Source organism: Amycolatopsis sp. NPDC045836 (genome assembly GCF_056431745.1).
On record NZ_JBWKKF010000015.1, the window covers coordinates 1 to 23,080 of the forward strand.

Below are 23,080 nucleotides of genomic sequence, written 5' to 3' on the forward strand. Positions count from 1 at the left end.
GGGGGGGGGGGGGGTGGGGGGCGGAAAGGCCTCTCACTTACGGTGCTCCCTCCCACCTCTCCTCCCCCCCCCCCCCCCCCCCCCCCTTCCCCCTTTTCTCCCCCCCCCCCCCCCCCCCCCCCCCCCCACCCGGTGCGCATCGGAAAAGGTCCGGAGTGGACGGTGGTCAGGCCGGTGAACCCGGGTGGACGTGCCATTCGGCGACCAGGTCACCGGCGAGCACGGCGGTCCACCGGGCCGGGCCGTCCAGGTCCGGGTGGCCGGGGCAGACGGAACGCCCGGTGATCGTGACGCGGTCCCCGGAAGCGGTCACCGAATCGAAGACGTTCCGGTATTCCGGGAAGGCCACGAAGAAGGCCGACCACGCCTCCAGGCAGGCCCGCTTCCCGGCGACGATGCTGCCGTCGGTGTCGACGAAGCGGTGGTCGTCGGTCATCAGGCGGCCCAGGCCGGTCAGGTCGTGGGCGTTGATCCGGGCGTTGAACTGCTCGGCAACGGTTTCCATACCCACACGGTAGCCGCTATTCGGCGGGATCCAGGCCGTCCCGGTCGGCCCACTCGAGCAGCGTGTCCAGCCGGTGCGCCACCTCGTCGATCTTCTCGTGCGGATCACCGATTTCCGCGAACCGCCGCGAAACCACGCCGATGGTGCATTCCCGCGGCTCCACCGAATCGACCTCCGCCCAGGTGATCGGGGTGGACACCACGGCTTCCGGCACCCCGCGCACCGAGTAGGCGCTGGCGATGGTGTGGTCCCGCGTGTTCTGGTTGTAGTCCACGAACACCCGGTCCGGCTCGCGGTCCTTGCGCCACCACGCGGTGGTCACGTCGTCCGGGGCACGCCGCTCGACCTCCTTGGCGAAGGCGAGCGCGGCCCGCCGGACCTCCTGGAACCCCCACTCCGGCTCGATCCGCACGTAGACGTGCAGGCCGTCGCCGCCGGAGGTCTTCGGCCAGCCGGTGATGCCGAGGTCGCCGAGCACCTCGTGCGCCACCCGGGCCACCCGCCGCACGCGGCCGAAGTCGCAGTCCGGCATCGGGTCGAGGTCGATGCGCCACTCGTCCGGGCGCTCGGTGTCGGCCCGCCGGGAGTTCCACGGGTGGAACTCCACAGTGGACATCTGCACCGCCCAGATCACGCTGGCCAGCTCGGTCACGCACAGCTCGTCGGCGTGCCTGCCGTACCGCGGGAAGTGCACCCGCACCGTCTCCAGCCACGGCGGCGCCCCGTTCGGCACGCGCTTCTGGTGCACCTTCTCGCCGCTGACCCCGGACGGGAACCGGTGGAGCATGCACGGCCGCTCCCGCAGCGCCCGCACGATGCCCGCACCCACGGACAGGTAGTAGTTGACCAGGTCCAGCTTGGTCTCACCCCGGGCGGGGAAGTACACCCGGTCCGGGTTCGACACCCGCACCGTGCGCGGGCCGACCTCGATCTCCACCGCGGCTGACTTGCTCATGGCCTCGAGGCTATCCCTTCCCCGCTCACCACGAAGGGTCGAACCGGACGCCCTTCTCGTAGAACTCGTCGTCCGACTCGGGCTCGGCCCGCTTCTCCGGCTCCCGCCACGACCCGGACCGGTCGCGCAGGACCCCGCCACCGGCCGCGGGCGCCGGACCCGGCGGCCCGGGCCCGGCCGCGGCCGGACCCGGGTGGAACTTCAGCCGCCACCGCAGCCGGTCGGTCAGGTAACCGGCGCTGCCCAGCGGGCTCAGCAACTCGGCGCTGCGCTGCGCGGACTCCCGCTGGGCCTGCGCGTACGTGCGCAGCACCAGGTTGGCCAGCTGGGCGGGCGGCAGCTTCGCGGCGTTCTCGGACAGGCTCAGCCGGGTCATCACCCCGTCGGTGTTGACCGTGACGCCGACCGTGCCGTCCGGTGACCCGGCGTCCACCGAGAGCGACTGCAGCGCCTTGACGATCGCCGCCCGGTCCGGCTTGGCCGGCTTCTCCGGCGGCTTCCGCTTCGCGCGCCGCGGTACGGGCTCGTCGTCGGCCATGCTCAGCCCACCTCCGCTGTCAGGTTAACGGCGCCGGGGTGCTGCCGGAGTCGTCCACCCGGCCACCCGGGGTGAGGTCCACGCCCGAGTCGCGCACCCGACCCTCGGTGTCCTTGTCCAGCCGCTCGGTCTCGAAGTCGTCCGGGTTGAACGCGCTGCCCGGGCTGACGTCGGGCGGCGGCGGGACCTGCGGCAGGTCGCCCGCCTCGATGCCGATCTGCTCGGCCAGGTCGTCCATCGCGTCGACCATGCCGTCACGCAGCTTGCCCGCGTTCTCCAGGAAGCTGGCGACCAGGTCGAACACGTTGTCCCCGGCGATGTCCGCCGCGTTGGCGATGCCCGCGCTGATCGCCGAGCCCGCCACGTTCCCGGCGATGATCGCACCCTTCGCGGTGGCGGAGAGCACCGCCGCGCCCGCGGCCGCCCCCGCCCCGGCGGTGGCCACGGTGAGCAGTCCGGCCACCGCGCCGGCGAAGGCCGCGCCGAGCACCTTGAGCGCGGCCGACTCGCTCTTGCGGGACTGGTCCTCCCGGTACTTCTCCGCCACGGCCTTGAAGGATTCGCCGAGCTTGGTCAGGTCGGAGCGGGCCGAGGCGATCGCCTCGCGCGCGGCCACCACGTCGGCCTCCAGCACGGTGATCTTCGTGCCGACCCGGTCGTAGGTGTGCGCCAGCCTGCTGATGTAGGACTTGACGTCGTTGGCCGCGTCTCCGCGCCAGTGCTCCAGCCGCTTCTCCGCCTGGTCCAGCTCGGACATCGAGCCGTCGATCAGCGCTTTCCAGATCTTGTCGTGCCCGTTGATCAGCGCCTGCAGCCCGGATTCGGATTCGCGGTCGATGTCGGCCGCGGAGAACTCGCGGTAGAAGTCCGCCACCTGCTTCCGCCAGTCCTCGACCTGCTCCTCCGGCAGCCAGAGCTCCGTCCACCGCAGGATTTCGATGGCGTCGAGCGCGTCGTTGGCGCCGTCGCGCAGATCCTCGCCGATGCCCTCGAGGTGGGTCTCGCGCTTGTCGTCGTAGTCGCCGCCCCAGGAGGTGGTCCCCACGTCGAGCGCGCCGAAGTAGTCGTCGTCCACGGCGCGCCTCAGCTCTCGTCCAGTTCGGCGGCGGCCCGCTGCAGCCGGGTGCGCGAATCGACGTCGGCCTGCTCGTAGAGTTCCGCGACCCGGGCCAGCGCGTGGCTCGAATCCAGCGTGCTCTGGTGCAGTTCGGCGAGCAGCTTCTCGATCTTCGCGCGGTGGTTCTCATACGCCCGCGCGACCTTCTGCAGGCCCAGTGAGCCGCCGAAGGCGTTCTCCACCGGGATCATGCCGGAGAGGTCGTACCAGTGCTCCTTGGGCGGGGCCACCGCCACGTCCTGCTGGTGCTCGCCGTCCCTGGCGTCGGCGGCGGCGTCGGCCGCGTTCGCCAGGTGAACGCTGGACGCGCGGAGGTCGTCCAGGTCCGTTTCGAATCCGATCATGGATTGCATACAAGCACTGTCGATGCAGGTCACCGCGCGGAATGGGGCGTCGAGTGGTGCAACTCACCGCCCGCTCAGGTGGTCGCGAACAAACCCAGCGTCGACCCGGGACGAATGCCATCGAAGGCACTGCGCCAAATGGCGTAGAACCCGGCCTCCTCTTTGGACCGCAGCTCCACGCCCTCGGCCCCGGCCACCTCCGGCGCGGCGTGCACCGCCCGCTCCAGCACGTCCTTGGCGCCCGAGCCGTCGCCGAACTGCTCCTTGCCGCGGCGCAGGATCTGCTCGGGCAACCACCCCTCGAAGGCGTCGCGCAGCAGCTGCTTGGGTTCCCGGCCGGGGCCGGTCATCTTGTGCTCCGGCGGGATCGACAACGCCTGCGCGATCACGTCCCGGTCCAGGAACGGCACCCGCGCCTCCATGCCGAAGGCCATCGTGGTGCGGTCGCAGCGCTGGAGGTTCAGGTGGTGCAGTTCGTTCACCGTGCGCACCAGTTCGGCCTGCAGCGCGTCGGGATCGGTGAACGGTTCGGCGTGGTAGTAGTCGTACCCGGCGAACAGCTCGTCGGCGCCTTCACCGGTGAGCACGGCGTGCACCCGCTTCGAGGCGTACTCGGCCAGCAGCAGGTTCGGCACCGCGCTGCGCACCAGCGACGGGTCGAAGTGCTCGATCGCGCGCACCGCCTCCGGCAGCGCCGCCACCGCGTCCTCGGCGGTCATCACGATCTCGTGGTGCTCGGTGCCGAGGTGCTCGGCGACCACCCTGGCCGCGGCCAGGTCGGAGCTGCCGGGAGCGCCGATGGCGAAGGTCGGCAGCGGCTGGTGGTGGCGCAGCGCGTACTCGGCGGCGACCGCGGCGACGATGGCCGAATCGAGGCCACCGGAGAGGAACACGCCGATGCCGACGTCGCTCATCATCCGGTTCTCCACCGCGGTCACGATCGTCTCGCGCACCGACTTCAGCAGGTCCTCGCTCCAGACCCCGGCTTCTCCGGCGCGACGGGCGGGCCGCAGCACGGCGGGCACGGCGTCGGCGAAGCGCACCAGGCCACCGGCCGGGCTCCAGCAGCACCCCGGCGGGAAGCTCTCCACCAGCGGGCGGTCGGCTTCGTCGAAGGCCCGCAGCTCGCTGGCGAACAAGGTGACCTCCGGGCGCCGCACCCAGTAGAGCGGCTTCACGCCCACCGCGTCGCGGGCGACGAGGAACTGCCCGTCGTCGGTCATGAACGCGAGCGCGAACATGCCGCGCAACCGGGCCAGCCCGGCCGGGCCGTCCACGATCAGCGCGTGCAGCGCGGCCTCGCTGTCGGAGCCGGTCTCGAACAGCTCGTGCCCGAGGTCCTCGCGGATGCGCCGGTGGTTGTAGATCTCGCCGTTGGCCACCAGGTACGTGGTACCACCGGGATCGCTCATCGGCTGGGCGCCGCCGTCGACGTCCATGATGGACAGCCGCTGGTGGCCGAGCCAGACCCGGCCGCGCCGGATCTCCCCGGTGTCGTCCGGGCCCCGGTGCTTGATCCGGGCGAGCATTTCCCGGCAGCGCCGGGTGTCCACTTCACCGACCGCAGCGACGATTCCGCACACGTGCTGTACCTCCCGTGGTCGGGAGACGAGTCTAATTGGCGACCGGTGAATTCGCCGGGCTCGGCCGCAGCGGGCGTGACGCGGCGTACAGGCTGCCCGCCAGCAGCGTCACCCCGGACAGCACCCCGCTGACGACCGGCGTCCAGGCCACGGCCGGGGTCAGCGCCATGACCAGCCCGGCGGCGCCGAGCGCGGTGAGCACGTAGGCGGGCCCCAGGATGCTCCGCTGCCGCCAGATCGTGGCGAACGGGATGAAGTGCACACCGACCACGAACGCCACCCAGGCGACCCCGGTCTGCGGCGGGGCGCCGAGCAGCCGCAGCACCGCCGAGCCGGCCACGAAGAGCACCAGTTCGCCGGTGACCACGATCCAGTACCGGACGCCGAAGAAGGTGGCGCCGCCCGGCTCGGGCCTCGGCGGCGCCGCGAGCCCGCGCCGGAGCGCCGGCACGGCCATGATCAGGAACGAGACCAGTGCGAGACCGGCGAGTACCCGCAGGATCAGGGCGACCGTAGGATTGAGCGGTTCGCCGGCGTTCACCACGACGAACACGGTGCCGAACACGGCACCGATGAGGGCCCCCAGAATTGGCATGGCGCGACAGTACTCAACCGGGGGAGCGCGGGGGCGGGTTAGGGTGAACGCCCAGTGACGCCTTTCGAATGCAAAGGCGAAGGGAGACAGCGATGGCAGGGAGTCCGAAGTTCGGGCGGATCGACCCCCTCTGCTGGGTCGTTGTCGTTCCGATGGTGGTCGTTTCGGTCGTTTTGATCGTCTTTGTCGGGCTCCGTGACGTCGGCATCTACCTCGCCGTGCTCGCGGTGTTGCTGCTCGTGTTCGACTCGTGGGCCAACCGGCCCAAACCCGAGGCGGGCGAAGCGGAGCGGGAGCGCCCGCCGTCACGGCCGGCGCAGCCGCAGCGCGACCGGCCGGCGCAGCCGCAGCGCCAGCAGCCCCGCTCGCCGCAGCAGCGGCAGCCGCAGCGCCGCCCCCAGGAGCAGCGCCGCCCCCGGCAACGCCGCTGAACGGGGTGGTTCCACCCTGTGTAGTTCTCGTGCCTCGTGGTGCAATGAAGCCGACCATGGTCGAGTTCGTCGGCGAGGATGGCGGCATGGCGAGAGTGCGTGACAGGGAAGACGCCCGGCGGCTGGCCGAGAGCGCCGAGAACGCTGAGGAGAACCGCGGGCCGTCGCGGATTCCGCGGGCGGCCGAGGTGGCTCCGCCGACCGGCGCGGGTTCGGCCGGTGTGGTGGCCGGCCCCACCGCGGACGTGATCGAACTCGACTACGACGAGATCCTCGCCGCGGAGGCCGAGTTGGCCCGTCGCCACGAGGAACTGTCCCGGTACCTGGCGCAGGCCGCTCAGCTCGGTGCCACGCTGCGGGACGGCTCGAGCCCGGTGACCCGCCCCATGCGCACCGCGTTCGGCTTGCGCGGCGGCGACTCCGCCGGTGGGCTGCAGGCCGCGTTGCGCGGTTACCTCACCGAACTGACCGCGCTCCGCGAGACCATCGGGCGGGTGCGGGCCGCGCACGAGCAGCACGACCAGGCCGCCGCGACCACCCTCCGGCCGGAGTGAGCATGGAGTACAACGAGCACCGCAAGAAGCGCTACCGCTCCGAAGGCCGGGAGAAGACCCCCGGTCAGCGGAAGCGCGAGCGCAAGGTGATCAGGCAGCGCAAACGGAACTGGCGTGACGACGGGGAGTTCGCGCCGATCAACTGGCAGGTCTACGAACACCGCCAGCTGTGGGAGATGATCAAGACGGCGGAGCCGGGCGCGCTGGGCGAGACCGCGCACAACTGGGGGCAGGTGGCGAAGAACGTCGACCAGGCCACCGAGGACATCCGCCGCACGGTGCAGAAGCTGATGTACTCCTGGCGCGGGCCGTCGGCGGCGCGGGCGGCGGAATCGGTGTCCGCGCTGACCACCTGGGCGGCGCGGGTGAGCGGGCACGCGCACCGGGTCGGCGGCGGGCTGGACGCCTACACCTCGGCCATCGTCGAGGCCCAGCACAAGATGCCGGAGCCGGTGCACTACCACGCCGAGCGCTGGTTCCGGCAGGGCTACGACGTCAAGGCGCTGGACGGGCCCGCCGGGCTGTACCTGATGGACCAGCTGCTCGACGACCACCTGCCGACGAAGAAGGAAGCCACCGAGGCCAAGGCCGAGGCGGTGCGGGTGATGCAGCAGTACGAGTCGGCCAGCAAGGGTGTCCACAGTGGACTACCGCAGCCGTTCGACGCGGCACCCGCGGTGGCCCACCAGGACGCCGGTGCGCCGCCGCCGGTGGTCACCGTGCCGGCGGAGGAACCGCCCGGGCTGACCCCGGTGGCGCCGAGCCCGCCGACGGCGCCGCCCGCGCCGGGAAACGGGGCCGTGGACGACAGCACGCACGCCGCGGGCCTGGTGCCCGGCGGCAGCACCGGCGTGCCGGGAACCGGGGTACCGGGCCCCGGCCCCGGCCCCGGAATCGGCACCGGAATCGGGGGACCGGCGGCCGGAATCCCCGCCGGGCCCGGTGGGGCCGGTAACGGCGGGGTGATCGGCGGAGTGCCTTCCGGCGGGGTGCGCGGCGGGCCCGCGGGCCCGGCCGGTGGTGCCGGTGGCATCCGGGGCGGCGGCGCCGGTGCGGGATCGGCCTTCTACCCGCCGCTCGGCCAGGGCGCCGGTCGCGAGGAGGACCGGGAGCACCGCGTGCGCTGGGCCGACGGCCTGGACCTGCTGGACGACCTGCCGCCCGCCTATCCGTCCGTGCTCGGCGAATGAGCGGGCACCGGGTCGATCCGGCCGAACTGGCGGCGGCGGCCGCCCGGCTGGACGCGGCCGCCGACGACACCCGCGAGGCCGCCGCCGCGCTGGGCACCGGAGCGGGCGGGGAACTGGGCCCGGCGGGCCTCACCGAGGTGGTCGACGAGCTGATCGGGGCTTGGGCGGGCAGAATCGACGGTGTGCACACCCAGCTGAGCCAGGCCGCGCGGGACCTCCGCCGCGCCGCCGGTGCCTACACCGGGGGCGAGGCCGAAGCCGTCCGGGGACTGTCCGATGCCGACTGAGTACCGCGGCCTCGACTTCGATCCCGCACCCGGCTCCCCGGACGCGGTGATGGCCTCGGCCGAGCGCTGCGCCCGCGCCGCGGCCCTGCTGCCCGAGCCACCGGCCGGACCGGCGGGGTGGCGCGGTTCCGGCGCGGCCGGGTTCGGCGAGCGGCTGGCGGCGGCACCGGGGGAACTGGCCGCGGCGGGCCGGGCGCTGCGGGCGGCGGCGACCATCCTCGACGAGTGGGCGGGCACCCTGCTGGCCAACCGGCGCCGCGCCGAGCAGCTGGACCAGCGGGCCCTGCGGCTCAAGCGCGCCCTGCTCACCGCCTCCGACGACCTGGACACCGCCACGGTGACCGCCCAGTTCAGCACCGCGCCGGGGGTGGAGGCCCAGCGCCGCGCCGCGGTGGCGCGGCACGAGCAGCTGACCCAAGAGCTGGAACGCGTCCTGGAAACCGCGCGCCTGCTCGAACGCGACCACCTCGCCGAGGCCGGGCGCGTGCGCACCCGGCTGCGCACCCTCGACGGTGAGGGCGCCGAGGCGGCGGCCAGGGTGCCCGGCCGCGCCGAGTTGTTCGGCGGGCTGGGCCAGGCGCTGACCGGCCAGTCCGCCTTCGCCGCGGGGCTGGCCGCCGCGGTGCTGCGCCCGGCCGCGACGCGGGCGGAGCCGGAGTTCGCGGCGGGGGCCTTCGCCGCGGCCCTGGCGCGATGAAGCTGGGCTCGGTCCCCGGGATCACTTCGGTCTCCCTGCGCTCGCCGGAACAGACGACCGCCGAACTGCGGAAGCTGCTGGCCGTCCTCCGGGAGAACGACCCGACCCTGGAGGCGGCCGCGATCCAAGCCGCCGAACTGGCCCACGAGCACGCCGCGGAACTCCTCGCGCTGGTCGAGCACCCCGCCGCCGATCCGGGCATCCTGGTCGGCGGCACGGTGCCGATGGACCGGGCGGTGACCGCGGAGCACGCCGCCGAACTGCGGTACCACCTGGCCGACGCGGGCGGGCCCGGTATCCGCGAGGTGACCCAGGCCGAGACGCGGCGCGGTTATCCGGTGGTGATCACCGAGCGCATCCTGCTCACCGGCGCGCAACTGCAGGCCGTGGTGCTCGACCGGGCGGGCGCGCGGGCGGCGGTGTTCACCCTGCACTCGCCGTCCGGCCGCGGCTGGCTCGACCTCGCCGCGGTCGCCGGGCGGTTCGTCAGCGGGGTCGACTTCACCCCGCGCGCACCCGTTCCCTGAACTCCCGCGGCGTCTGCCCGACCAGTTTCCGGAACGCCCGGGAGAAGTGCGTGGCGTTGGTGAACCCGCAGTCACGGGAGATCTCGGCGATGCCGCGGGCGGCCTTCGCCGGATCGGTGAGCAGCGCCTTGGCCTTCTCGATGCGCAGCACCCGGATGCGTTCGGAGATCCCGTGCCCGTCGTCGAACAGCTGGTAGAGCCGCCGCCGCGAGATGAACAACGCGTCGGCGATCCGCTCCGCGCTCAGCGCCGGATCGGCCAGGTGGGCCCGCATGTACGCGATCGCCTCGCGCCGCCGCGCCGCCGCCGCGTCGGACCGGTCCAGTTCGCTGCGCAACGCACTGCGCAGCACCAGTTCGGCCAGGCCGAGCAGGTGGTGGGCCAGGCCGTGCGGGTCCAGCGCGTGCCCCGCCGCGAGCAGCTGCGCCACCGCGCCGGAGAACACCGACCGCAACGCCGGGGCCACCTCCACCGGCTGGAACATCAGCGGCCGCAGTTCGGCGAAACCGATGGTCAGCCGGGCCTCCGGCACGGTCAGCAGCACCACCCCGCCCGGCTGGGTCCGCAGCGAGCAGTCCCCGAAGCTGAACGCGGCGGCCTGCGGCACCGGGCAGCCCAGCAGCAGCTGGATGCGGTCCGGGGTGGCCGGTGCCCCGGTGAGCGCGGCCTTCACCGCGTCGGCGCCCGAGGCCCGCACGATGAGCAGTCCGCCGGCTACTTCTGGTCGCATGCTGGGTGATCACCGCGTTCCGTGCCGCTATTCTGCCTACGGTAAACGAGAGAGGACCAGGCATGGCGCGGCGCACGTCGACCACCAGTGGCGTGGTGCTCTCCCACCTGGAGTTCGACCTGCTCTGGGAGGACCTCGCCGACGGCGAACCGCCCTACCCGCTCGAGGTGCCCTCCCACGGCGCCACCCTGCCCGAGCGCGAGGTGCTGGGCACCGAGGTCTTCGCCGGGCTCGAAGCGGCCGGGCTGGCCCGCGGTGACGAGCTGGACGCCGACCTGGTGCGCATGTTCGAGGTGCTCGACCGGCCGCTGGCCTCGGTGGACGCGCTGGTCTTCGGCGCGCGCCCGCTGCGGGTGCTGGCCGCGGGGGACGGGGAGCGGGGGGTGCTGGCCGTGCTCGACGACCGCGAGGTGGCGCTGGAGCCGCTGCCGGTGACCCGGCTGACCACGGCGATCGCGAACGTGATCGGGGAGCTGCCCGCGGGCCCCGGCGAGCCGGTCCGGGTGCCGCGTGCGGCGTTCTCCGCCGCGATGGACGCCTACGCCCGCAACGGTTACGACGGGTTCGAACGGGCGCTGGCCGAAGCCGGGGTCACCGGCCGCGCGGTCCGGGCGTTCGCCACCGTCGCCGGGGCCGGCCGCACGGCCGCCGGGCAGGTGGCGGCGAACGGCCGCGGCGGCCGGTCGCCGATCCTGAGCTGGTACGACACCGAAGCCGGGCGTTACGCGGTGACCGTGGAGGCGGTCAACGGCGAGCAGCTGGCCACGCTGACCCCGGCGGACGGCCAGTGGCTGACGCGGCGGCTGAACGGCTTGCTCGACGCCGTTCACCGCTGACCCGCCGTTGCCACCAGCTCGAAGAACCAGCGCTGGTGCACGTCCCAGCCGCGGGCCGACGGGCCGGTCAGGGTGAGCAGCAGCATCCGGCTGGTCCCGGGGTCGACCAGGAAGCCCTGCAACTGCAGGCTCAGGCGCTCACCGGTGCGGCCCTGCTCGACGCCGGGCACGCGCTGGGTGAGCACGGCCGGCCCGAGCGCGGTCTCCAGCGCCCTGGTCTCCCGCACCCCGGGCCCGCCGACGTCTTCGATCGAATCCCGCAGCGCTTCGGCGCCGGTGGCGTCCCAGCCGTCCGGCACCGCCATCGCCACCAGGGTGAGCAGGGCCGGGTCGGCGTGCTCGGGGGTCACCACGGCCAGCTCGAACGCCCCGCCGCCGACCGCCGTTTCCACCACTTCGCAGGCCATCGGCTCCAGCACGCCCACCGGGTCGCGGCGCAGCCCGGCGAGCACCCCGGTGAGTTCGCGAATGGCTCGTTCGGCGTCGGTGAGCTGGATCCGGCGTGTTCCGGCGGGGAAGGCCAGGCGCATCACTTGGCGATCTCCTTGCCGAGGTTGGTGACGACCCGTTCCACGCGGTCGGCGGACGGATCGGCGGCGAAGGTCAGGCCCTCGCGGAACAAGGCGGCTTCCGGCGGCAGTTTCCCACCCCGGTCACCGAGTTTTTCGTAGCTTTCGTAGCCGTCGAACGGGGTGCGCAGGCCCGCCGCGATCGCCTCCCGGCCGGCCTGCGCCCTGGCCAGTTCCCGGAGTTCGCCGTGCTTGAGCTCCCCGGCGCGCTCGCCCGCCAGTTCGCGGCCCCTGGCCAGTTCGTCCCGGCTGGCCTTGTGCGCCAGCGCTTCCCGCAGCGAGGGCGTGCCCCGCCGGTGCCGTCGCACGGCTTTGACGTCGTTGGCCACCTTGACGAAGCTGTTCTCGCCGAAGCCCTTCTTCGCGCCGTTGAGCGCACCACCTCGGCGGAGCCCTCGGACCGCCGAGGTGGCCGTGCGGACCGGGACCACGCCGAGCGCGAGCGTGCCCCAGCTGGGTGCGTTCGCCGAGCCCGCGGCCTTCTGCCCGAGCCCGGCCAGCGTGTTCACCCCGGCGGCACCCGCCGCGAGCGTGCCCGCCCCGGCGGCCAGCGGCTGCCCGCCGGGCACCACGGCCGCCACCGCGGCGACCGTGCCGCTCCACTTGGCGACCTCACCGGAGGCCACCGAGATCCCGTCGAGCAACTGCACGCCGAAGCCGTCGTTCTCCGGTTCGAAGGCCCCGTCCGGGCCGCTGCGGATCGCCGACGCGGCGGCGTTCGCCTCACGCAGGTGCTTGGCCTGCAAGCGGTGCGCCTGGTCGAGGATCGCCCGGAGCCGGGCTTCCTGCTCGTCGTCGAGCTCGCCGCCGGACGCGCGCATGACCGCCTTCGCGCGGTTCTCCAGTTCCCGGGCCTTGTTCTGGTTCGCCACCAGCTGGCCGAGCCAGGTGTCGAGCGCGTTGCCGACCGCCTGCACGGCGGTCATCCCGGTGCCCAGCGCCCTGGGCAGGTCGTCGCCGTGGTCGCTGAACTCTTCGGCCGCGTCGCCGCCCCATTCGCTGTCGTCGGTGATTTCGACGGCGTCGAGCAGCCGTTTCGAGCATTCGGTGAGCTGGTTGTGCGCACCGGCCATGGCTTCCAGCACCGCGGCCACGGCGAACCGGTCGCCGGGGGCGGGGTCGAAGCCGAGCGTTTCGCAGGTCATGGCGTGACCACCGGGCCGAACTGCTGCCGGAACGCCTGCGCGCTTTCGCTTTCGTGGGTCTCGTAGCCGTCGACCGCGTCGGCCACGTTGCCCGCGATCGTGTCGATCTTCCCGGTCATTTCGGCGAGCCCGTCCCGCCACTGCTGGGCCACCTCGGTGACCGCGGCGTTCAGCTCCCCGGGGCCGAGGTCCCCGCCCGCATCGTCCAAAGCGGACGCGGCGGTGGCGATCGCGTCGGCGACCGCCCGCAGTTCGCCCACCCGGGCGGCCAGGCTGGTGGTGTCCACCGTGTACCCGTCAGGCATGGTCCAGCTCCTCCAAGCCGAGTCCGGTCAGGTGGGCCACGCCGTCGATCAGCGCGGCGGCCGTGGCGGTGGCGGCCAGCCGCCGGATCAACGCGGCCAGGTCACCGGGGGACCGCGTCATCGCCGCGTGGCCGAGCACCAGCCCGGCCAGCCTGCCGCCGTGGTCGACGGTCACCTCGGCGCCACCACCGGCGGCCGACCGCCGGATCGCCGCGAGCGCGGCGGTTTTCGACTCCATCAGACCCTCCAGGTCTCCGGGGTGGTTTCCTCGGCCAGTCCGGCCAGTTCGGCGCCGCCGCCGAGCCCGAGCGCGGTCAGCTCCGCCTCGTCCAGCCCGAACTCGTGCCGCACGCGCTGGTCGGCGGTGGCGGTGGCGGCGCCGGTCAGCCGCAGCAGCGCCTCGGCGAGCCGTTCGCCGCCGAGCCGCATCGACCGCTGGTCCAGCTCGAGCGCGACCAGTGCGCCGCCGGGCCCGACCTCGACGGTGATGCCGTTGTCCGCGTCCCGCGCGGTCCCGGTGATCACGGGTGCACCCCGCCGTAGAAGGTGGCGGAACTGAGCTGGTGCGTGTTGCGGCGCACCTGGTCACCGGAATTGCCTTCGATCAGCGTGACTTCATCGCCGTCGACCTTCTCCACGATGCCGATGTGCGTGCTGGTCGACGGGCTCGACGGCCCGGTGCCGAACAGCAGCACGTCACCCGGGCGCGCCCGGTCCAGGTGTTCGCGGCCGTAGGCCTTGCCGTGTTCCTGGCCCCAGCGGTAGACGTCGCCGGTGAACGGCAGCACCGGGATCTTCACCCCGGCCCTGCGCCACATCGCGGTGGCGAAGGAGGAGCACCACGCGGCGGCCGGGCCGTAGGGGTTGCGGTTGCTGCCCGGCGGGTTCTCCCGCGTGCCGATCTCCCCGCGGGCGGCGGAAACGATCGTGTGTGCCTTGCCGTCGCCGTCGCCGTCGTCGCCGTTGCCGCCGCCGTCGCCGCCCCGGCCGGCCGGTTCGGTCCGGTCGTGGACGCCGTCGTGCTCGATCTCCCTTTCCAGGGCACGCAGCTTTTTCGCGGCCTCCTCCAGGTCCCGGTGCACGCGGCGGAGGTTGGTGGCGGATTCCTCGGTGTAGTGCGGAACCAGGTCCGCCACCGCGGCCACCGCCTTCTGCAGCGCGGCCGGGGCACCGGCCCCGCTGACCGCGAACCCGGCGTCGAGCACCCGCGTGGCCCTGGTGAGGTACTCGTCGATCAGCCGTTGCGCGGCGGTGTGCCCGCCGGACAACGCGGCGCTCACCTCGGAGACCACCCGCTCGGCCTGCCTGCCCGCGGCACCGGTCACCGCCAGCCGGCGGCTCAGGCGGCGGCTCTGGCGTTCGAAGCCCCGTTCGCCTTCGCCCTTCCAGTGGCTGAGCACGTTCTCGGCCGCCTTGGTGTGCGCGTCCCGGTGCTCGTCGAGCGTGGTGGCGGTCTGGTGCAGGGAGAACTGCACGCGTACGGCGTCTTCGGCTTTGCCGGCCAGCTTGTTGCGGTGGGCGAACAACTCGGGGGCGAGTTGCTTCGCCAGTTGCCTGGTGTCCACTAGGGAGCCTTCCTGCCGAGCCGGCGGGCGGTGTCGTCCTCGGTGTCGCGGTAGGCCCTCGCCGCCCTGGCCGTGCGGTCGGCGAGCGCGTCCGCCCCGGCCGAGAGGCCGCGGACCTGGCGGTGCAGGGCGGCGGAGAAGCCGTCGAGCGCGGCGGTGAACCCGGACTCCCTGCCGATGCGCCCGAAGCCGTCCCCGGCGGGGTGTTCCTTGCCGGTGGTGGCGAGTTCGTCGGACAACCGCCTGGTGCGCCTGACGTAACCGGCGACCAGTTCGGGGTCGACGGTGTAGCCGTTGCCGCCGCCGGACGAGCCGCCCTGCGGTCGCTCGCGGGTGGCCCGGCGGGCGTGGTCGAGGTACTTCCGGTAGGCGCCGTTGGTGTAGGCCGACCAGGGGGTGAACGACCGGCCGTCACCGGAGATCCGGTTCGCCGCCCTGGCGTTGACCGCGGGGTCGAACAGCTCGGCGTTCGACTCCAGCCCGAACTGCCTGCGCCGTTCCGGGCCCAGTGCGCCGAGCATGTTGATCTGCCAGAGCCCGTAGGAGTTGTCGGGCGGGGTGTCGTTGTGCGCGCGGGGATCCCCACCGGACTCGGCCAGCGCGACGGCTACCGCCGTGGTCAACCCCTCGCCGCTGAACCCGGCTTCCCGCGCGTGCCGGGCGATCTGCTCGGCGCTCAGCTCGCTCATGCCGTCGATCGTGCGGCTCGGTGCCGGTGGCGGGGTAGCTGCGCTGCACAACCGGTCGGCCGGGCTGCACACCGGGTACAGCCGGATAACGAGCCGGCGGCGAGCCGCGACTCCTTCCGGGGAGGGTCTTCATGCCGGCCAGCCTGCTGCCCGGCTTCCTGGTCGGCCGCCGAGGAACCGGCGCGCCTGGAGAAGCCGGAGTGAGTCAGCTCGCCAGCCAGGACTCCGGGGCGGCCAGGATGCCCCGGACGACCGAGGCCGCCGCGCCCCGGACGGCGGCGCCGGTGCCGAGGGCGGACCGCAGCAGGCTGACCGGGGACCACGCCGAGCTGGCCACCCGCTGCGTCAGTTCGGCCAGCAGCGGTTCCCGCAGCCACGGCTCCAGCCGGGCGTAGGTGCCGCCGAGCACCACGGCGGGCACGTCCACCAGGTTGACCACGGTGGACAGGCCAAGGCCCAGCCAGCGCGCGGCCTCCCGCACCGCCGCCGAAGCGGTGGGGTCGTCCGCTTCGAGCCGGGCGACCAGTTCGTCCACCGAACCGGCGCCGGAGAGCCGCAGGATCTCCTCCTGCCCGGCCATCCGCTCCAGGCAGCCGCGTGCCCCGCAGGAACACCGCGGGCCCTGCGGGTCCACCGGCAGGTGCCCGATCTCCCCGCCCAGCCCGCGCACCCCCTCGAACAGCGACCGCCCGAGCACCAGGCCCGCGCCGATGCCGATCTCCCCGGAGACGTGCACGAAGTCGGGCAGCCCCGAACCGTGCCACAGCTCGGCCAGCGCGGCGAAGTTCGCCTCGTTGCCAACGGAGAAGGTGCCGCCGAGTTCCGCGGCCAGGTCGACGTCGCGCCAGCCGAGGTTGGGGGCCAGCCGCACCACCCCGGTCGACGACTCGACCAGGCCCGGCACGGCGACGCAGACCCCGCCCACCGGCACCCCCAGCGCACCGGCCTCCTGCAACGCCGAGCGCAGGAACCCGGCGGCCCGGCCGAACACCTCCGGCGTGCGGTTGTCGGCGAAGCGGACCTCCTGCGCCCGCACCTCACCGGTCAGGCCGACCAGGCAGTAGGCGAGGTAGTCCACGCCGACCTCCACGCCGAGCCCGTGCGGGCCGGTGGGGGACAGCGACACCGCGGTGCCGCGCCTGCCCGGCCCGTTCCGGCGCTCCGGCTCGCCCTCGGCGACCAGGTCGGCGGCCAGCAGCCGGTCGACCACGCTGGACACGGTCGCCTTGGTCAGCCCGGTGGCCGCGGCCAGCCCGGCGCGGGAGGCCCCGGGGCCGTCGGCGATCGCCCGCAGCACCAGGGCGGAGTTGTGCTGGCGCACGGTGTGCTGTCCGGCGGGCCCGATCATCGGGCGATTGTATTCGTTCGATGCCTGAACGAAAGCCTTGACCCGCCGACGTGCCGCAGATAAGTTCAGGCATCAAACTTATTGATGGAGGCGTGATGACGCAGGCACCGACGCGCGAGGACAAGTTCAGCTTCGGGCTGTGGACCGTGGGCTGGGAGGCCAACGACATGTTCGGCCCGGCCAGCCGGGCACCGCTGGACGCGGTGGACGCCGTGCACCGCCTGTCCGAGCTGGGGGCCTGGGGCATCACCTTCCACGACGACAACCTGTTCCCGTTCGGCTCCGCCGACGACGAGCGCGATCGGCGGATCAAGCGGTTCCAGGCGGCGCTGGCCGAAACCGGGCTGGTGGTGCCGATGGTCACCACGGACCTGTTCAGCCACCCGGTGTTCAAGGACGGCGCGCTGACCAGCAACGACCGCGCGGTCCGCCGGTTCGCGCTGCGCAAGGTCATGCGCAACATGGAACTGGCCGCCGAACTGGGTGCGTCCACCTTCGTGCTCTGGGGCGGCCGCGAAGGCTCGGAGACCGACGCGGCGAAGGACGTCAAGGCGGCGATGGACCGCTACCGCGAGGGCATCGACTTCCTCGCGCAGTACGTGCTCGACCAGGGCCTCGGCCTGCGCCTGGCGCTCGAACCGAAGCCGAACGAGCCGCGCGGTGACATCCTGCTGCCCACCGTCGGCCACGCGCTGGCGTTCATCTCCACCCTGCAGAACCACGAGATCGTCGGGGTCAACCCGGAGGTCGGCCACGAGCAGATGGCCGGGCTCAACGTGGTGCACGGCATCGGGCAGGCGCTGTGGCAGGGCAAGCTGTTCCACATCGACCTCAACGGCCAGCGCGGGCCCCGCTTCGACCAGGACCTGGTGTTCGGCCACGGCGACGTGCTGTCCTCGTTCTTCCTGGTCGACCTGCTGGAGAACGGCGGCTACGACGGCCCGCGGCACTTCGACTACAAGCCGCTGCGCACCGAGAACACCGAGGGCGTGTGGGCCAGCGCGGAAGCGAACATGCGCAGCTACCTGATCTTCGCCGAGCGGTCCCGCGCCTTCCGCGCCGACCCCGAGGTGCAGGAGGCGCTGGCCGCGTCGCTGGTGCCGGAACTGGCCGTGCCGACGCTGAACGAGGGCGAGACCGCCGCCGGGCTGCTCGCCGACCGGTCCGCCTACGAGGACTTCGACCCGGACAAGGCCGCCGAGCGCAACTACGGCTTCGTCCGGCTCTCCCAGCTCGCGCTGGACCACCTGACCGGCGCGCGCTGAAAGATCACCTAGATTGGGGGAGTGCTTTCCCCTGAGGAACTCGCTGCCCGTACCGATCGAGCCGCCCGCGCCGCCGCCGAGGCGGCGCGGGAACTCGGGCTCACCGTGACCGGACCCAGGGTCATCTACGACGTGTTCTCCGTCGTGGTGGTCCTGGACCCGGCGCCGGTGATCGCCAGGGTGCCCACCGTGCTGCCGGGCACGGCCACCCCGCAACAGCAGGGGCGCTTCCAGCGCAACGAGATCGCCGTGACCCGGTGGCTGGCCGGACGCGGGGAGCCGACCGTGGTGCCGAGCCCGCTGCTGCCCGCGGAGCCGGTGCGGCGAGACGGGTTCGGCATCACCTTCTGGGAACTGATCGACGGTGTGGCCGAACCCGCACTGGACACCGCGCCGCGGCTCGCGCTCACCGCCCGGCTGCATTCGCTGCTGCGCGAGTACCCCGGCGAACTGGGGTTCCTGGAGCCGATGGACGGGTTCGTGGACGACGCGCTGGCGCGGCTGGCGGACCGCCCCGACCTGATCGAGCCCGGCGACCTCGACCGCGCCCGCCGGGAATGGGCGATCCTCGAGCCGGTCGTCTCCTCCGAAGCCGCCTTCCGCACCGAATTCCCCGACGCCGGCCTGCAACCCGTGCACGGGGACGCGCCGTACTACAACCTGATCGAAACACCCGGCCGCGTGTACTTCTCCGACTTCGAGCACGTCACCCGCGGGCCGGTGGAATGGGATCTCGCCGGGGTCGGCGACGAGAACATCGACGCCTACAACGCCGAAGCCGCCCGGTTCGGCCTGCGGCCGGTGGACCCGCGGCTGCTGCGGGTCATGGAAGCCCTGCGCAACCTGCAGGCCGTCGGCTGCCTGGCGATGGTCCCGGAACTCCCGCTGCTGGCCGACGGCCTGAAGCCGGTGCTCGAGCACTGGCGCACCACCGAACTCGCGGGCGGGCTCAGCGGCGGAAAATGAGTATCGCCACCCCGGCGACCGCTGCCAGGGTGTGGCCATGGCCGATCGGGTGCTGCTCAACTTCTTCTACGCCCATCCCGTCGGGCACGCGGTGGAAGCGCTGTACTACGCCAACGGGCACCACGCCGCGCGGCCCGGCCGGGAGATCTCCGTGGCGCTCAACGCGGCCACCGCGGTGGAGCTGGCCGGCTTCTGCCCGTTCGTCTCCGGCAGGTACGCGGTGGACCACTCCTTCGCAGAGCCCTGCCCCGATTCGGCGAGCAGGCTGGCGGCGCTGCCCCGCGAATGGGACCTGGTGATCGAGGACTCCCGGCGGTACCAGGACTTCCAGCTGGAGATGTTCCCCGGTATGCGCGACTACTACGCCGCGGCCGACCGGTACTTCGTCGCCGGGGAGAAGCGCACCTTCGCCGGGGACCCCCGGGTCGGTTACCTGCCGCGGCAGCGGCTGCGCTTCGAACTCCCGGAGAGCGCGCGCCGGGAACCCCGGCCGCGGATCGCCGTGCTGCCGGGCGGGTCGAGCGAGCCGGCGATGTACCCGTCGGTGGCTTCGTGGCTGCTCATCCTGGACGCACTGGCCGAGGCGCACCCCGAAGCCGAGATCGTGCTGCTGGGCAAGACCGCCAGGGACGGGCGCACCACCACGGCACTGGGACGGGACGGGCTGCGCCGGTTGCTCGCGCACCGGTCGGCGCCGGTGAACGCGGTCGATGTCCCACTGGTCGAACAACTGGCGCTGGTCCAGGCGAGTGATGTGTTCGTCTCGCCGCACACCGGCTTCGGCCTCGCCGTGCTCGCCGTCGGCACCCCGTGGCTGACGATCTCCGGTGGCCGCTGGTTCGAGTACTTCTTCAACGGCGTGCCGTTCCGCTCGATCCTCCCGGACACCGGCCGGTTCCCCAGCTTCAGCCAGTTCGACCCGGCGCTGGTGACCGAGGACGAGGACGGGCCGCGCACGCCGTCGATGAGCCGCGCGCGCATCGAGGCCGACCTGGATCGCATCGTCACCGCGGCGGGCGAACTCGCCGGGGGCACGGTGACCTACGAGCAGGCGCTGCGTGACTACTTCCCGGCGCTGGTGGCCGCGCACGGTGGTGACGCCTCCGGGCTCTGGTCGATCGACGGTGTCCACCTCGACTATCTCTGCTAGGGTCCCGGCTCGCTTGGGAGCGCTCCCAAACGCCACCCGGAAACGAGGAGCGATGATGCGCCCGCGTATTGGGAAAGCGCTTTCTGCCGCCGCCCTGCTCGCCGCCCTGGTGCCCGCCGTACCCGCCGCCGCAGCCGGTCCGCCGGCCGACTGCGGCACCGGCTCGTTCAGCGCCGAAGCGGTGAACAACGGCGGCACCTGGACCGTGCGCAACGGCGGCAACACCGTCTACACCGGCACCGAGCAGGGAGCGGTGCAGCGGACCTCCTCGACGAGTTCCGGGAGCGCTCCCAAACCCCGCTGCCGACCTTGCCCACTGGCCACCCGGTGCGGTCAGAGCCCCCAGAACGCGCTGATCCGCGCAGCCGCGCAGATCCCCGCGTCCAGGAAGTACGCCCCCGCCGCCCCGCACGCCGGTGGGTCGACCGGCTGGCCGTGGCCCATACCGGTCAGCGAGTACGTCTCCACCACGGCCCGCCCGCCGCCATCGCGGTAGACCGCGTGCGGGTGACCGGCCACGGTGCCGGTTTCGCTCGGAGTGGGTGCGATGCCGTGCACGTTCGTCCACTGCTCGACCAGTTCACGCTGGTTCGCCGCCGCCACGGTGTGGTCCGCGGTGCCCTGCCACAGGCTGACCACCGGCCACGGCCCCTGGTGCGGGCTCGCCGCGCGCACGCTGCCGCCCCAGGCGGCGGGCGTCCGGTCCTTGCCGGGGTTCATGCAGGAGAAGGCGTCGATCATGGTGGCGGCGCAGCCGTGCGGCAGGCCCGCCACCACCGCACCCCCGGCGAACAGGTCCGGATAGGCGGCCAGCAGCACCGAGGTCATGCCACCACCGGCGGACAGCCCGGTGGCGTACGCGGTGGTCCCGCCGAGGTCCGCCCGCGTGTGGCGGACCATCTGCGCGATCGACTCCGCTTCACCCGAGCCACGGGTGGTATCGCCCGACTGGAACCAGTTGAAGCACCTGTTCAGGTTGTTCGACGGCTGCTGCTGCGGCAGCACCACGCTGAACCGCCCGCTGTCGGCCAGCGCCCGCCACCCGGTGGCGGTGCCGTACCCGGTCGCGTCCTGGGTGCACCCGTGCAGGGCGACCACGACCGGCCGCCCGGCGGGCAGCCCGTCGGGCACGTACCGGTACATCTTCAGCGCCCCCGGATTGCTCCCGAACCCGGTCACCTCCACGATGTTCGCCGCCGAAGCCGGGGTCGTTCCCGTCAGCAGCGCTGCCAGCAGGGCCATGGCGATCGTCAGCGTTCGCATCTTTCCCACGGTACGAAACGACCGCGAGCCGGGCCGACGGCCGAACCCACACAATCGGCACCAGCACTGTGTGGCCGCCGGACATGGCCGGGTGCCGCCACCCGGTCTACCTTCGCCGGATGCTGCCGAAACTCGCGCTGGCCGGCGCGCTGCTGGCCACCGTCCTGCTCCCCGGCACCGCCGTCGCGGCGGACGACTGCGCGGCACCGCACGTGCCGGGCGCGGCCCACCAGATCAGCGCCTGCCTGGCCGACCTCACCACGACCGGCACCGTCGCGAGTGGACACACCGTGCCCGCCGACTGGGCCGGGCTCACCTCGGCCGGGCTGCCGCGGCCGGGTGCGGTGCCGGGTGTGCAGGTCGACGGCTACTTCCCGGATTCCTCGGCCACCAACGGAAACCACGGCTGGCGGCACGACGCGCAGTTCGTGCTCCGGTTGCCCGAGCGGTGGAACGGCGGGCTGGTGGTCTCCGGCTCGCCGGGCAACCGCGCGCAGTACGCCGGCGACCGCGCCATCTCCGACCACGTGCTGGCGGCCGGTTACGCCTACGCCGCCACCGACAAGGGCAACACCGGGGTGAACTTCTTCACCGACGGCCACCGGCCCGGTGACGCGGTCGCCGAGTGGAACCACCGGGTCACCCAGCTCACCGTCGCGGCGAAGCTCGCGGTGGTGCAGCGCTACGGTCACCTTCCACGGCGGACGCTCGTGGCCGGGATCTCCAACGGCGGTTACCTGGTGCGCTGGCAACTGGAGAACCGCGCCTGGCTCTACGACGGCGGAATCGACTGGGAAGGCACGCTCTGGACCGAGCACGGCCCGAACCTGTTCACCTTCCTCCCCGCCGCCGTCCGCCATTTCCCGGCTTATTCACAGGGCTCCCCCGAAGCGCACCGGGCAATTCTCGACGCCGGTTTCGCGCCCGGTTCGGAATTTCTCTGGCCCTATCACGACCAGGTCTACTGGAGCCTGACCCAGCGCATCTACCGCACCGAATTCGACCCGGAATACGCCGGTTCCGACGCCGAGTACGACTACGCCGACCGGCCCCGGCGGGTGCACCGGGCGGTGGAACGGAGCTCGCTCACCGGGCGCATCGGCAAGCCGCTGATCACCCTGCACGGCACGCTGGACGCGCTGCTGCCGATCAGCCGCGACTCCGACGTCTACGCCGGGATGATCCAGGACGGAACAGCCCACCGGTACTACCGGATCACCGGCGGCACCCACGCCGACGCCCTCTACGACACCCACCCGGACCGCCTGCGCCCGATCGGCCCCTGCTTCCTCAGCGCCTTCGCCGCGATGGGGGCGTGGCTCGACGGGCACCGGCCGCCGCCGTCACGCACGGTGCCGCCCACCCCGGGCGCGGATCCCGCCACCACCTGCGTGCTCTAACCCGCGGCGACGGCCTCTTCCAGGCCCTTGACCGCGAGCCGGTCGGCCCGCTCGTTCTCCGGGTGCCCGGCGTGGCCCTTGACCCAGTGCCACTCCACCTCGTGCCGGGCGGCGGCGGCTTCCAGCCGCTGCCACAGGTCGGCGTTCTTCACCGGCGTCCGGCCCGTGGTCTGCCAGCCGTTGCTCTTCCAGCGCGGCAGCCACGAGGTGATGCCGTTGCGGACGTAGGTGCTGTCGGTGTAGAGCCGGACCTCGACCGGGCGCTTGAGGCTCTCCAGCGCCCGGATCGGGGCGGTCAGCTCCATCCGGTTGTTCGTGGTGGCGGCCACCTGCCCGCCGTAGAGCTCCTTCTCGTGCCCGCCGTACCGCAGGACCGCACCCCAGCCGCCGGGGCCGGGATTGCCGCTGCACGCACCGTCGGTGTAGATCTCCACGACCCGCTCTGCCACGCCGGTACCCTACCTCGCCCGATCGAGCGCTCCGGTTCGACCTATCGATACGTGGTGGTGGGCAAAGCAATGTGCTT

The 23,080-nt window shown here is 72.9% G+C and carries 29 protein-coding genes; 11 read left to right on the forward strand and 18 right to left on the reverse strand.

All coding sequences use genetic code 11. The features are described from left to right. Positions 1-166: 166 nt before the first annotated feature. The 7 genes from AC07EG_RS26835 to AC07EG_RS26865 form a co-directional block, all read right to left on the reverse strand. Positions 167-505, reverse strand: a complete 339-nt coding sequence (locus AC07EG_RS26835) for a nuclear transport factor 2 family protein (RefSeq protein ID WP_478255956.1) — start codon at positions 503-505, stop codon at positions 167-169. A gap of 16 nt (positions 506-521) precedes the next feature. Then, a complete protein-coding gene (gene ligD / locus AC07EG_RS26840; RefSeq protein ID WP_478255957.1) occupies positions 522-1,460 on the reverse strand; it encodes a non-homologous end-joining DNA ligase in 939 nt (312 codons plus the stop codon). Between the two features lie 25 nt (positions 1,461-1,485). After that, complete coding sequence (locus tag AC07EG_RS26845) at positions 1,486-1,998, reverse strand: YbaB/EbfC family nucleoid-associated protein (RefSeq protein WP_478255958.1); 513 nt, start codon at positions 1,996-1,998, stop codon at positions 1,486-1,488. A gap of 19 nt (positions 1,999-2,017) precedes the next feature. Further along, entirely contained in the window at positions 2,018-3,073 is a 1,056-nt protein-coding gene (locus AC07EG_RS26850) for a hypothetical protein (protein WP_478255959.1), read from the reverse strand. Positions 3,074-3,081: 8 nt separating this feature from the next. Next, entirely contained in the window at positions 3,082-3,459 is a 378-nt protein-coding gene (locus AC07EG_RS26855; RefSeq protein WP_478255960.1) for a hypothetical protein, read from the reverse strand. Positions 3,460-3,533: 74 nt separating this feature from the next. Further along, positions 3,534-5,042, reverse strand: coding sequence for an asparagine synthase (glutamine-hydrolyzing) (gene asnB / locus AC07EG_RS26860; RefSeq protein ID WP_478255961.1), 1,509 nt, complete (start codon positions 5,040-5,042; stop codon positions 3,534-3,536). A 31-nt stretch (positions 5,043-5,073) separates the two neighbouring features. Beyond that, complete coding sequence (locus tag AC07EG_RS26865; RefSeq protein WP_478255962.1) at positions 5,074-5,637, reverse strand: hypothetical protein; 564 nt, start codon at positions 5,635-5,637, stop codon at positions 5,074-5,076. A 92-nt stretch (positions 5,638-5,729) separates the two neighbouring features. Here AC07EG_RS26865 and AC07EG_RS26870 point away from each other — a divergent pair, with 92 nt between their 5' ends. The 6 genes from AC07EG_RS26870 to AC07EG_RS26895 all read left to right on the forward strand — a co-directional run bounded on the left by AC07EG_RS26870 (position 5,730) and on the right by AC07EG_RS26895 (position 9,323). Next, complete coding sequence (locus AC07EG_RS26870) at positions 5,730-6,068, forward strand: hypothetical protein (protein ID WP_478255963.1); 339 nt, start codon at positions 5,730-5,732, stop codon at positions 6,066-6,068. Positions 6,069-6,154: 86 nt separating this feature from the next. Next, positions 6,155-6,622: a hypothetical protein gene (locus AC07EG_RS26875; protein ID WP_478255964.1), complete on the forward strand. Its 468-nt coding sequence runs from the start codon at positions 6,155-6,157 to the stop codon at positions 6,620-6,622. A gap of 2 nt (positions 6,623-6,624) precedes the next feature. Then, positions 6,625-7,812 carry a WXG100 family type VII secretion target gene (locus AC07EG_RS26880; RefSeq protein WP_478255965.1) on the forward strand — a complete coding sequence of 396 codons (1,188 nt, stop codon included), beginning with the start codon at positions 6,625-6,627 and terminating at the stop codon, positions 7,810-7,812. Then, the gene (locus AC07EG_RS26885) at positions 7,809-8,099 is read left to right on the forward strand and encodes a hypothetical protein (protein WP_478255966.1); all 291 of its coding nucleotides are present in this window, start codon (positions 7,809-7,811) and stop codon (positions 8,097-8,099) included. The genes AC07EG_RS26880 and AC07EG_RS26885 overlap by 4 nt, the downstream gene beginning before the upstream one ends. Then, complete coding sequence (locus AC07EG_RS26890) at positions 8,089-8,796, forward strand: hypothetical protein (protein ID WP_478255967.1); 708 nt, start codon at positions 8,089-8,091, stop codon at positions 8,794-8,796. Before AC07EG_RS26885 ends, AC07EG_RS26890 begins: the two co-directional genes overlap by 11 nt. Further along, positions 8,793-9,323, forward strand: a complete 531-nt coding sequence (locus AC07EG_RS26895) for a hypothetical protein (RefSeq protein WP_478255968.1) — start codon at positions 8,793-8,795, stop codon at positions 9,321-9,323. Before AC07EG_RS26890 ends, AC07EG_RS26895 begins: the two co-directional genes overlap by 4 nt. On the opposite strand, the gene AC07EG_RS26900 is transcribed toward AC07EG_RS26895, so the two are convergent. Beyond that, positions 9,298-10,053, reverse strand: a complete 756-nt coding sequence (locus AC07EG_RS26900) for a helix-turn-helix transcriptional regulator (protein WP_478255969.1) — start codon at positions 10,051-10,053, stop codon at positions 9,298-9,300. The genes AC07EG_RS26895 and AC07EG_RS26900 overlap by 26 nt on opposite strands. Before the next feature lie 62 nt (positions 10,054-10,115). On the opposite strand from AC07EG_RS26900, the gene AC07EG_RS26905 reads away from it, so the two are divergent. After that, complete coding sequence (locus AC07EG_RS26905) at positions 10,116-10,889, forward strand: ESX secretion-associated protein EspG (RefSeq protein WP_478255970.1); 774 nt, start codon at positions 10,116-10,118, stop codon at positions 10,887-10,889. Here AC07EG_RS26905 and AC07EG_RS26910 read toward each other — a convergent pair. The 8 genes from AC07EG_RS26910 to AC07EG_RS26945 all read right to left on the reverse strand — a co-directional run bounded on the left by AC07EG_RS26910 (position 10,880) and on the right by AC07EG_RS26945 (position 16,510). Then, positions 10,880-11,419, reverse strand: coding sequence for a hypothetical protein (locus AC07EG_RS26910; RefSeq protein WP_478255971.1), 540 nt, complete (start codon positions 11,417-11,419; stop codon positions 10,880-10,882). The genes AC07EG_RS26905 and AC07EG_RS26910 overlap by 10 nt on opposite strands. Next, positions 11,419-12,603 carry a hypothetical protein gene (locus tag AC07EG_RS26915; protein WP_478255972.1) on the reverse strand — a complete coding sequence of 395 codons (1,185 nt, stop codon included), beginning with the start codon at positions 12,601-12,603 and terminating at the stop codon, positions 11,419-11,421. Before AC07EG_RS26915 ends, AC07EG_RS26910 begins: the two co-directional genes overlap by 1 nt. Continuing rightward, positions 12,600-12,908, reverse strand: a complete 309-nt coding sequence (locus AC07EG_RS26920) for a WXG100 family type VII secretion target (protein ID WP_478255973.1) — start codon at positions 12,906-12,908, stop codon at positions 12,600-12,602. Before AC07EG_RS26920 ends, AC07EG_RS26915 begins: the two co-directional genes overlap by 4 nt. Beyond that, on the reverse strand, positions 12,901-13,146 hold the full coding sequence (locus tag AC07EG_RS26925; protein WP_478255974.1) for a hypothetical protein: 246 nt from the start codon (positions 13,144-13,146) through the stop codon (positions 12,901-12,903). The genes AC07EG_RS26920 and AC07EG_RS26925 overlap by 8 nt, the downstream gene beginning before the upstream one ends. Further along, positions 13,146-13,433, reverse strand: a complete 288-nt coding sequence (locus AC07EG_RS26930) for a YbaB/EbfC family DNA-binding protein (protein ID WP_478255975.1) — start codon at positions 13,431-13,433, stop codon at positions 13,146-13,148. The genes AC07EG_RS26925 and AC07EG_RS26930 overlap by 1 nt, the downstream gene beginning before the upstream one ends. Next, positions 13,430-14,473 carry a CHAP domain-containing protein gene (locus AC07EG_RS26935; protein ID WP_478255976.1) on the reverse strand — a complete coding sequence of 348 codons (1,044 nt, stop codon included), beginning with the start codon at positions 14,471-14,473 and terminating at the stop codon, positions 13,430-13,432. Before AC07EG_RS26935 ends, AC07EG_RS26930 begins: the two co-directional genes overlap by 4 nt. After that, entirely contained in the window at positions 14,473-15,162 is a 690-nt protein-coding gene (locus tag AC07EG_RS26940) for a transglycosylase SLT domain-containing protein (RefSeq protein ID WP_478255977.1), read from the reverse strand. The genes AC07EG_RS26935 and AC07EG_RS26940 overlap by 1 nt, the downstream gene beginning before the upstream one ends. Before the next feature lie 205 nt (positions 15,163-15,367). Further along, a complete protein-coding gene (locus tag AC07EG_RS26945) occupies positions 15,368-16,510 on the reverse strand; it encodes an ROK family transcriptional regulator (protein WP_478255978.1) in 1,143 nt (380 codons plus the stop codon). 95 nt (positions 16,511-16,605) lie between these two features. Between AC07EG_RS26945 and xylA the strand changes: the two genes are divergently transcribed. Genes xylA through AC07EG_RS26960 form a run of 3 tightly spaced genes read left to right on the forward strand, consistent with a single transcriptional unit; the run spans position 16,606 to position 19,891 of the window. After that, entirely contained in the window at positions 16,606-17,775 is a 1,170-nt protein-coding gene (xylA, locus tag AC07EG_RS26950) for a xylose isomerase (protein WP_478255979.1), read from the forward strand. A 21-nt stretch (positions 17,776-17,796) separates the two neighbouring features. After that, complete coding sequence (locus AC07EG_RS26955) at positions 17,797-18,741, forward strand: aminoglycoside phosphotransferase/kinase family protein (RefSeq protein WP_478255980.1); 945 nt, start codon at positions 17,797-17,799, stop codon at positions 18,739-18,741. Positions 18,742-18,778: 37 nt separating this feature from the next. Continuing rightward, positions 18,779-19,891, forward strand: coding sequence for a glycosyltransferase family 9 protein (locus AC07EG_RS26960; RefSeq protein WP_478255981.1), 1,113 nt, complete (start codon positions 18,779-18,781; stop codon positions 19,889-19,891). Positions 19,892-20,224: 333 nt separating this feature from the next. Here the strand turns inward: AC07EG_RS26960 and AC07EG_RS26965 are convergent, their stop codons facing one another. Continuing rightward, positions 20,225-21,154 carry an extracellular catalytic domain type 1 short-chain-length polyhydroxyalkanoate depolymerase gene (locus AC07EG_RS26965; protein WP_478255982.1) on the reverse strand — a complete coding sequence of 310 codons (930 nt, stop codon included), beginning with the start codon at positions 21,152-21,154 and terminating at the stop codon, positions 20,225-20,227. A 119-nt stretch (positions 21,155-21,273) separates the two neighbouring features. Between AC07EG_RS26965 and AC07EG_RS26970 the strand changes: the two genes are divergently transcribed. Continuing rightward, positions 21,274-22,554: a 3-hydroxybutyrate oligomer hydrolase family protein gene (locus AC07EG_RS26970; RefSeq protein WP_478255983.1), complete on the forward strand. Its 1,281-nt coding sequence runs from the start codon at positions 21,274-21,276 to the stop codon at positions 22,552-22,554. Here the strand turns inward: AC07EG_RS26970 and rnhA are convergent. After that, on the reverse strand, positions 22,551-23,003 hold the full coding sequence (gene rnhA / locus AC07EG_RS26975) for a ribonuclease HI (protein ID WP_478255984.1): 453 nt from the start codon (positions 23,001-23,003) through the stop codon (positions 22,551-22,553). The two genes, AC07EG_RS26970 and rnhA, sit on opposite strands and share 4 nt — an antisense overlap. Positions 23,004-23,080 lie beyond the last annotated feature (77 nt).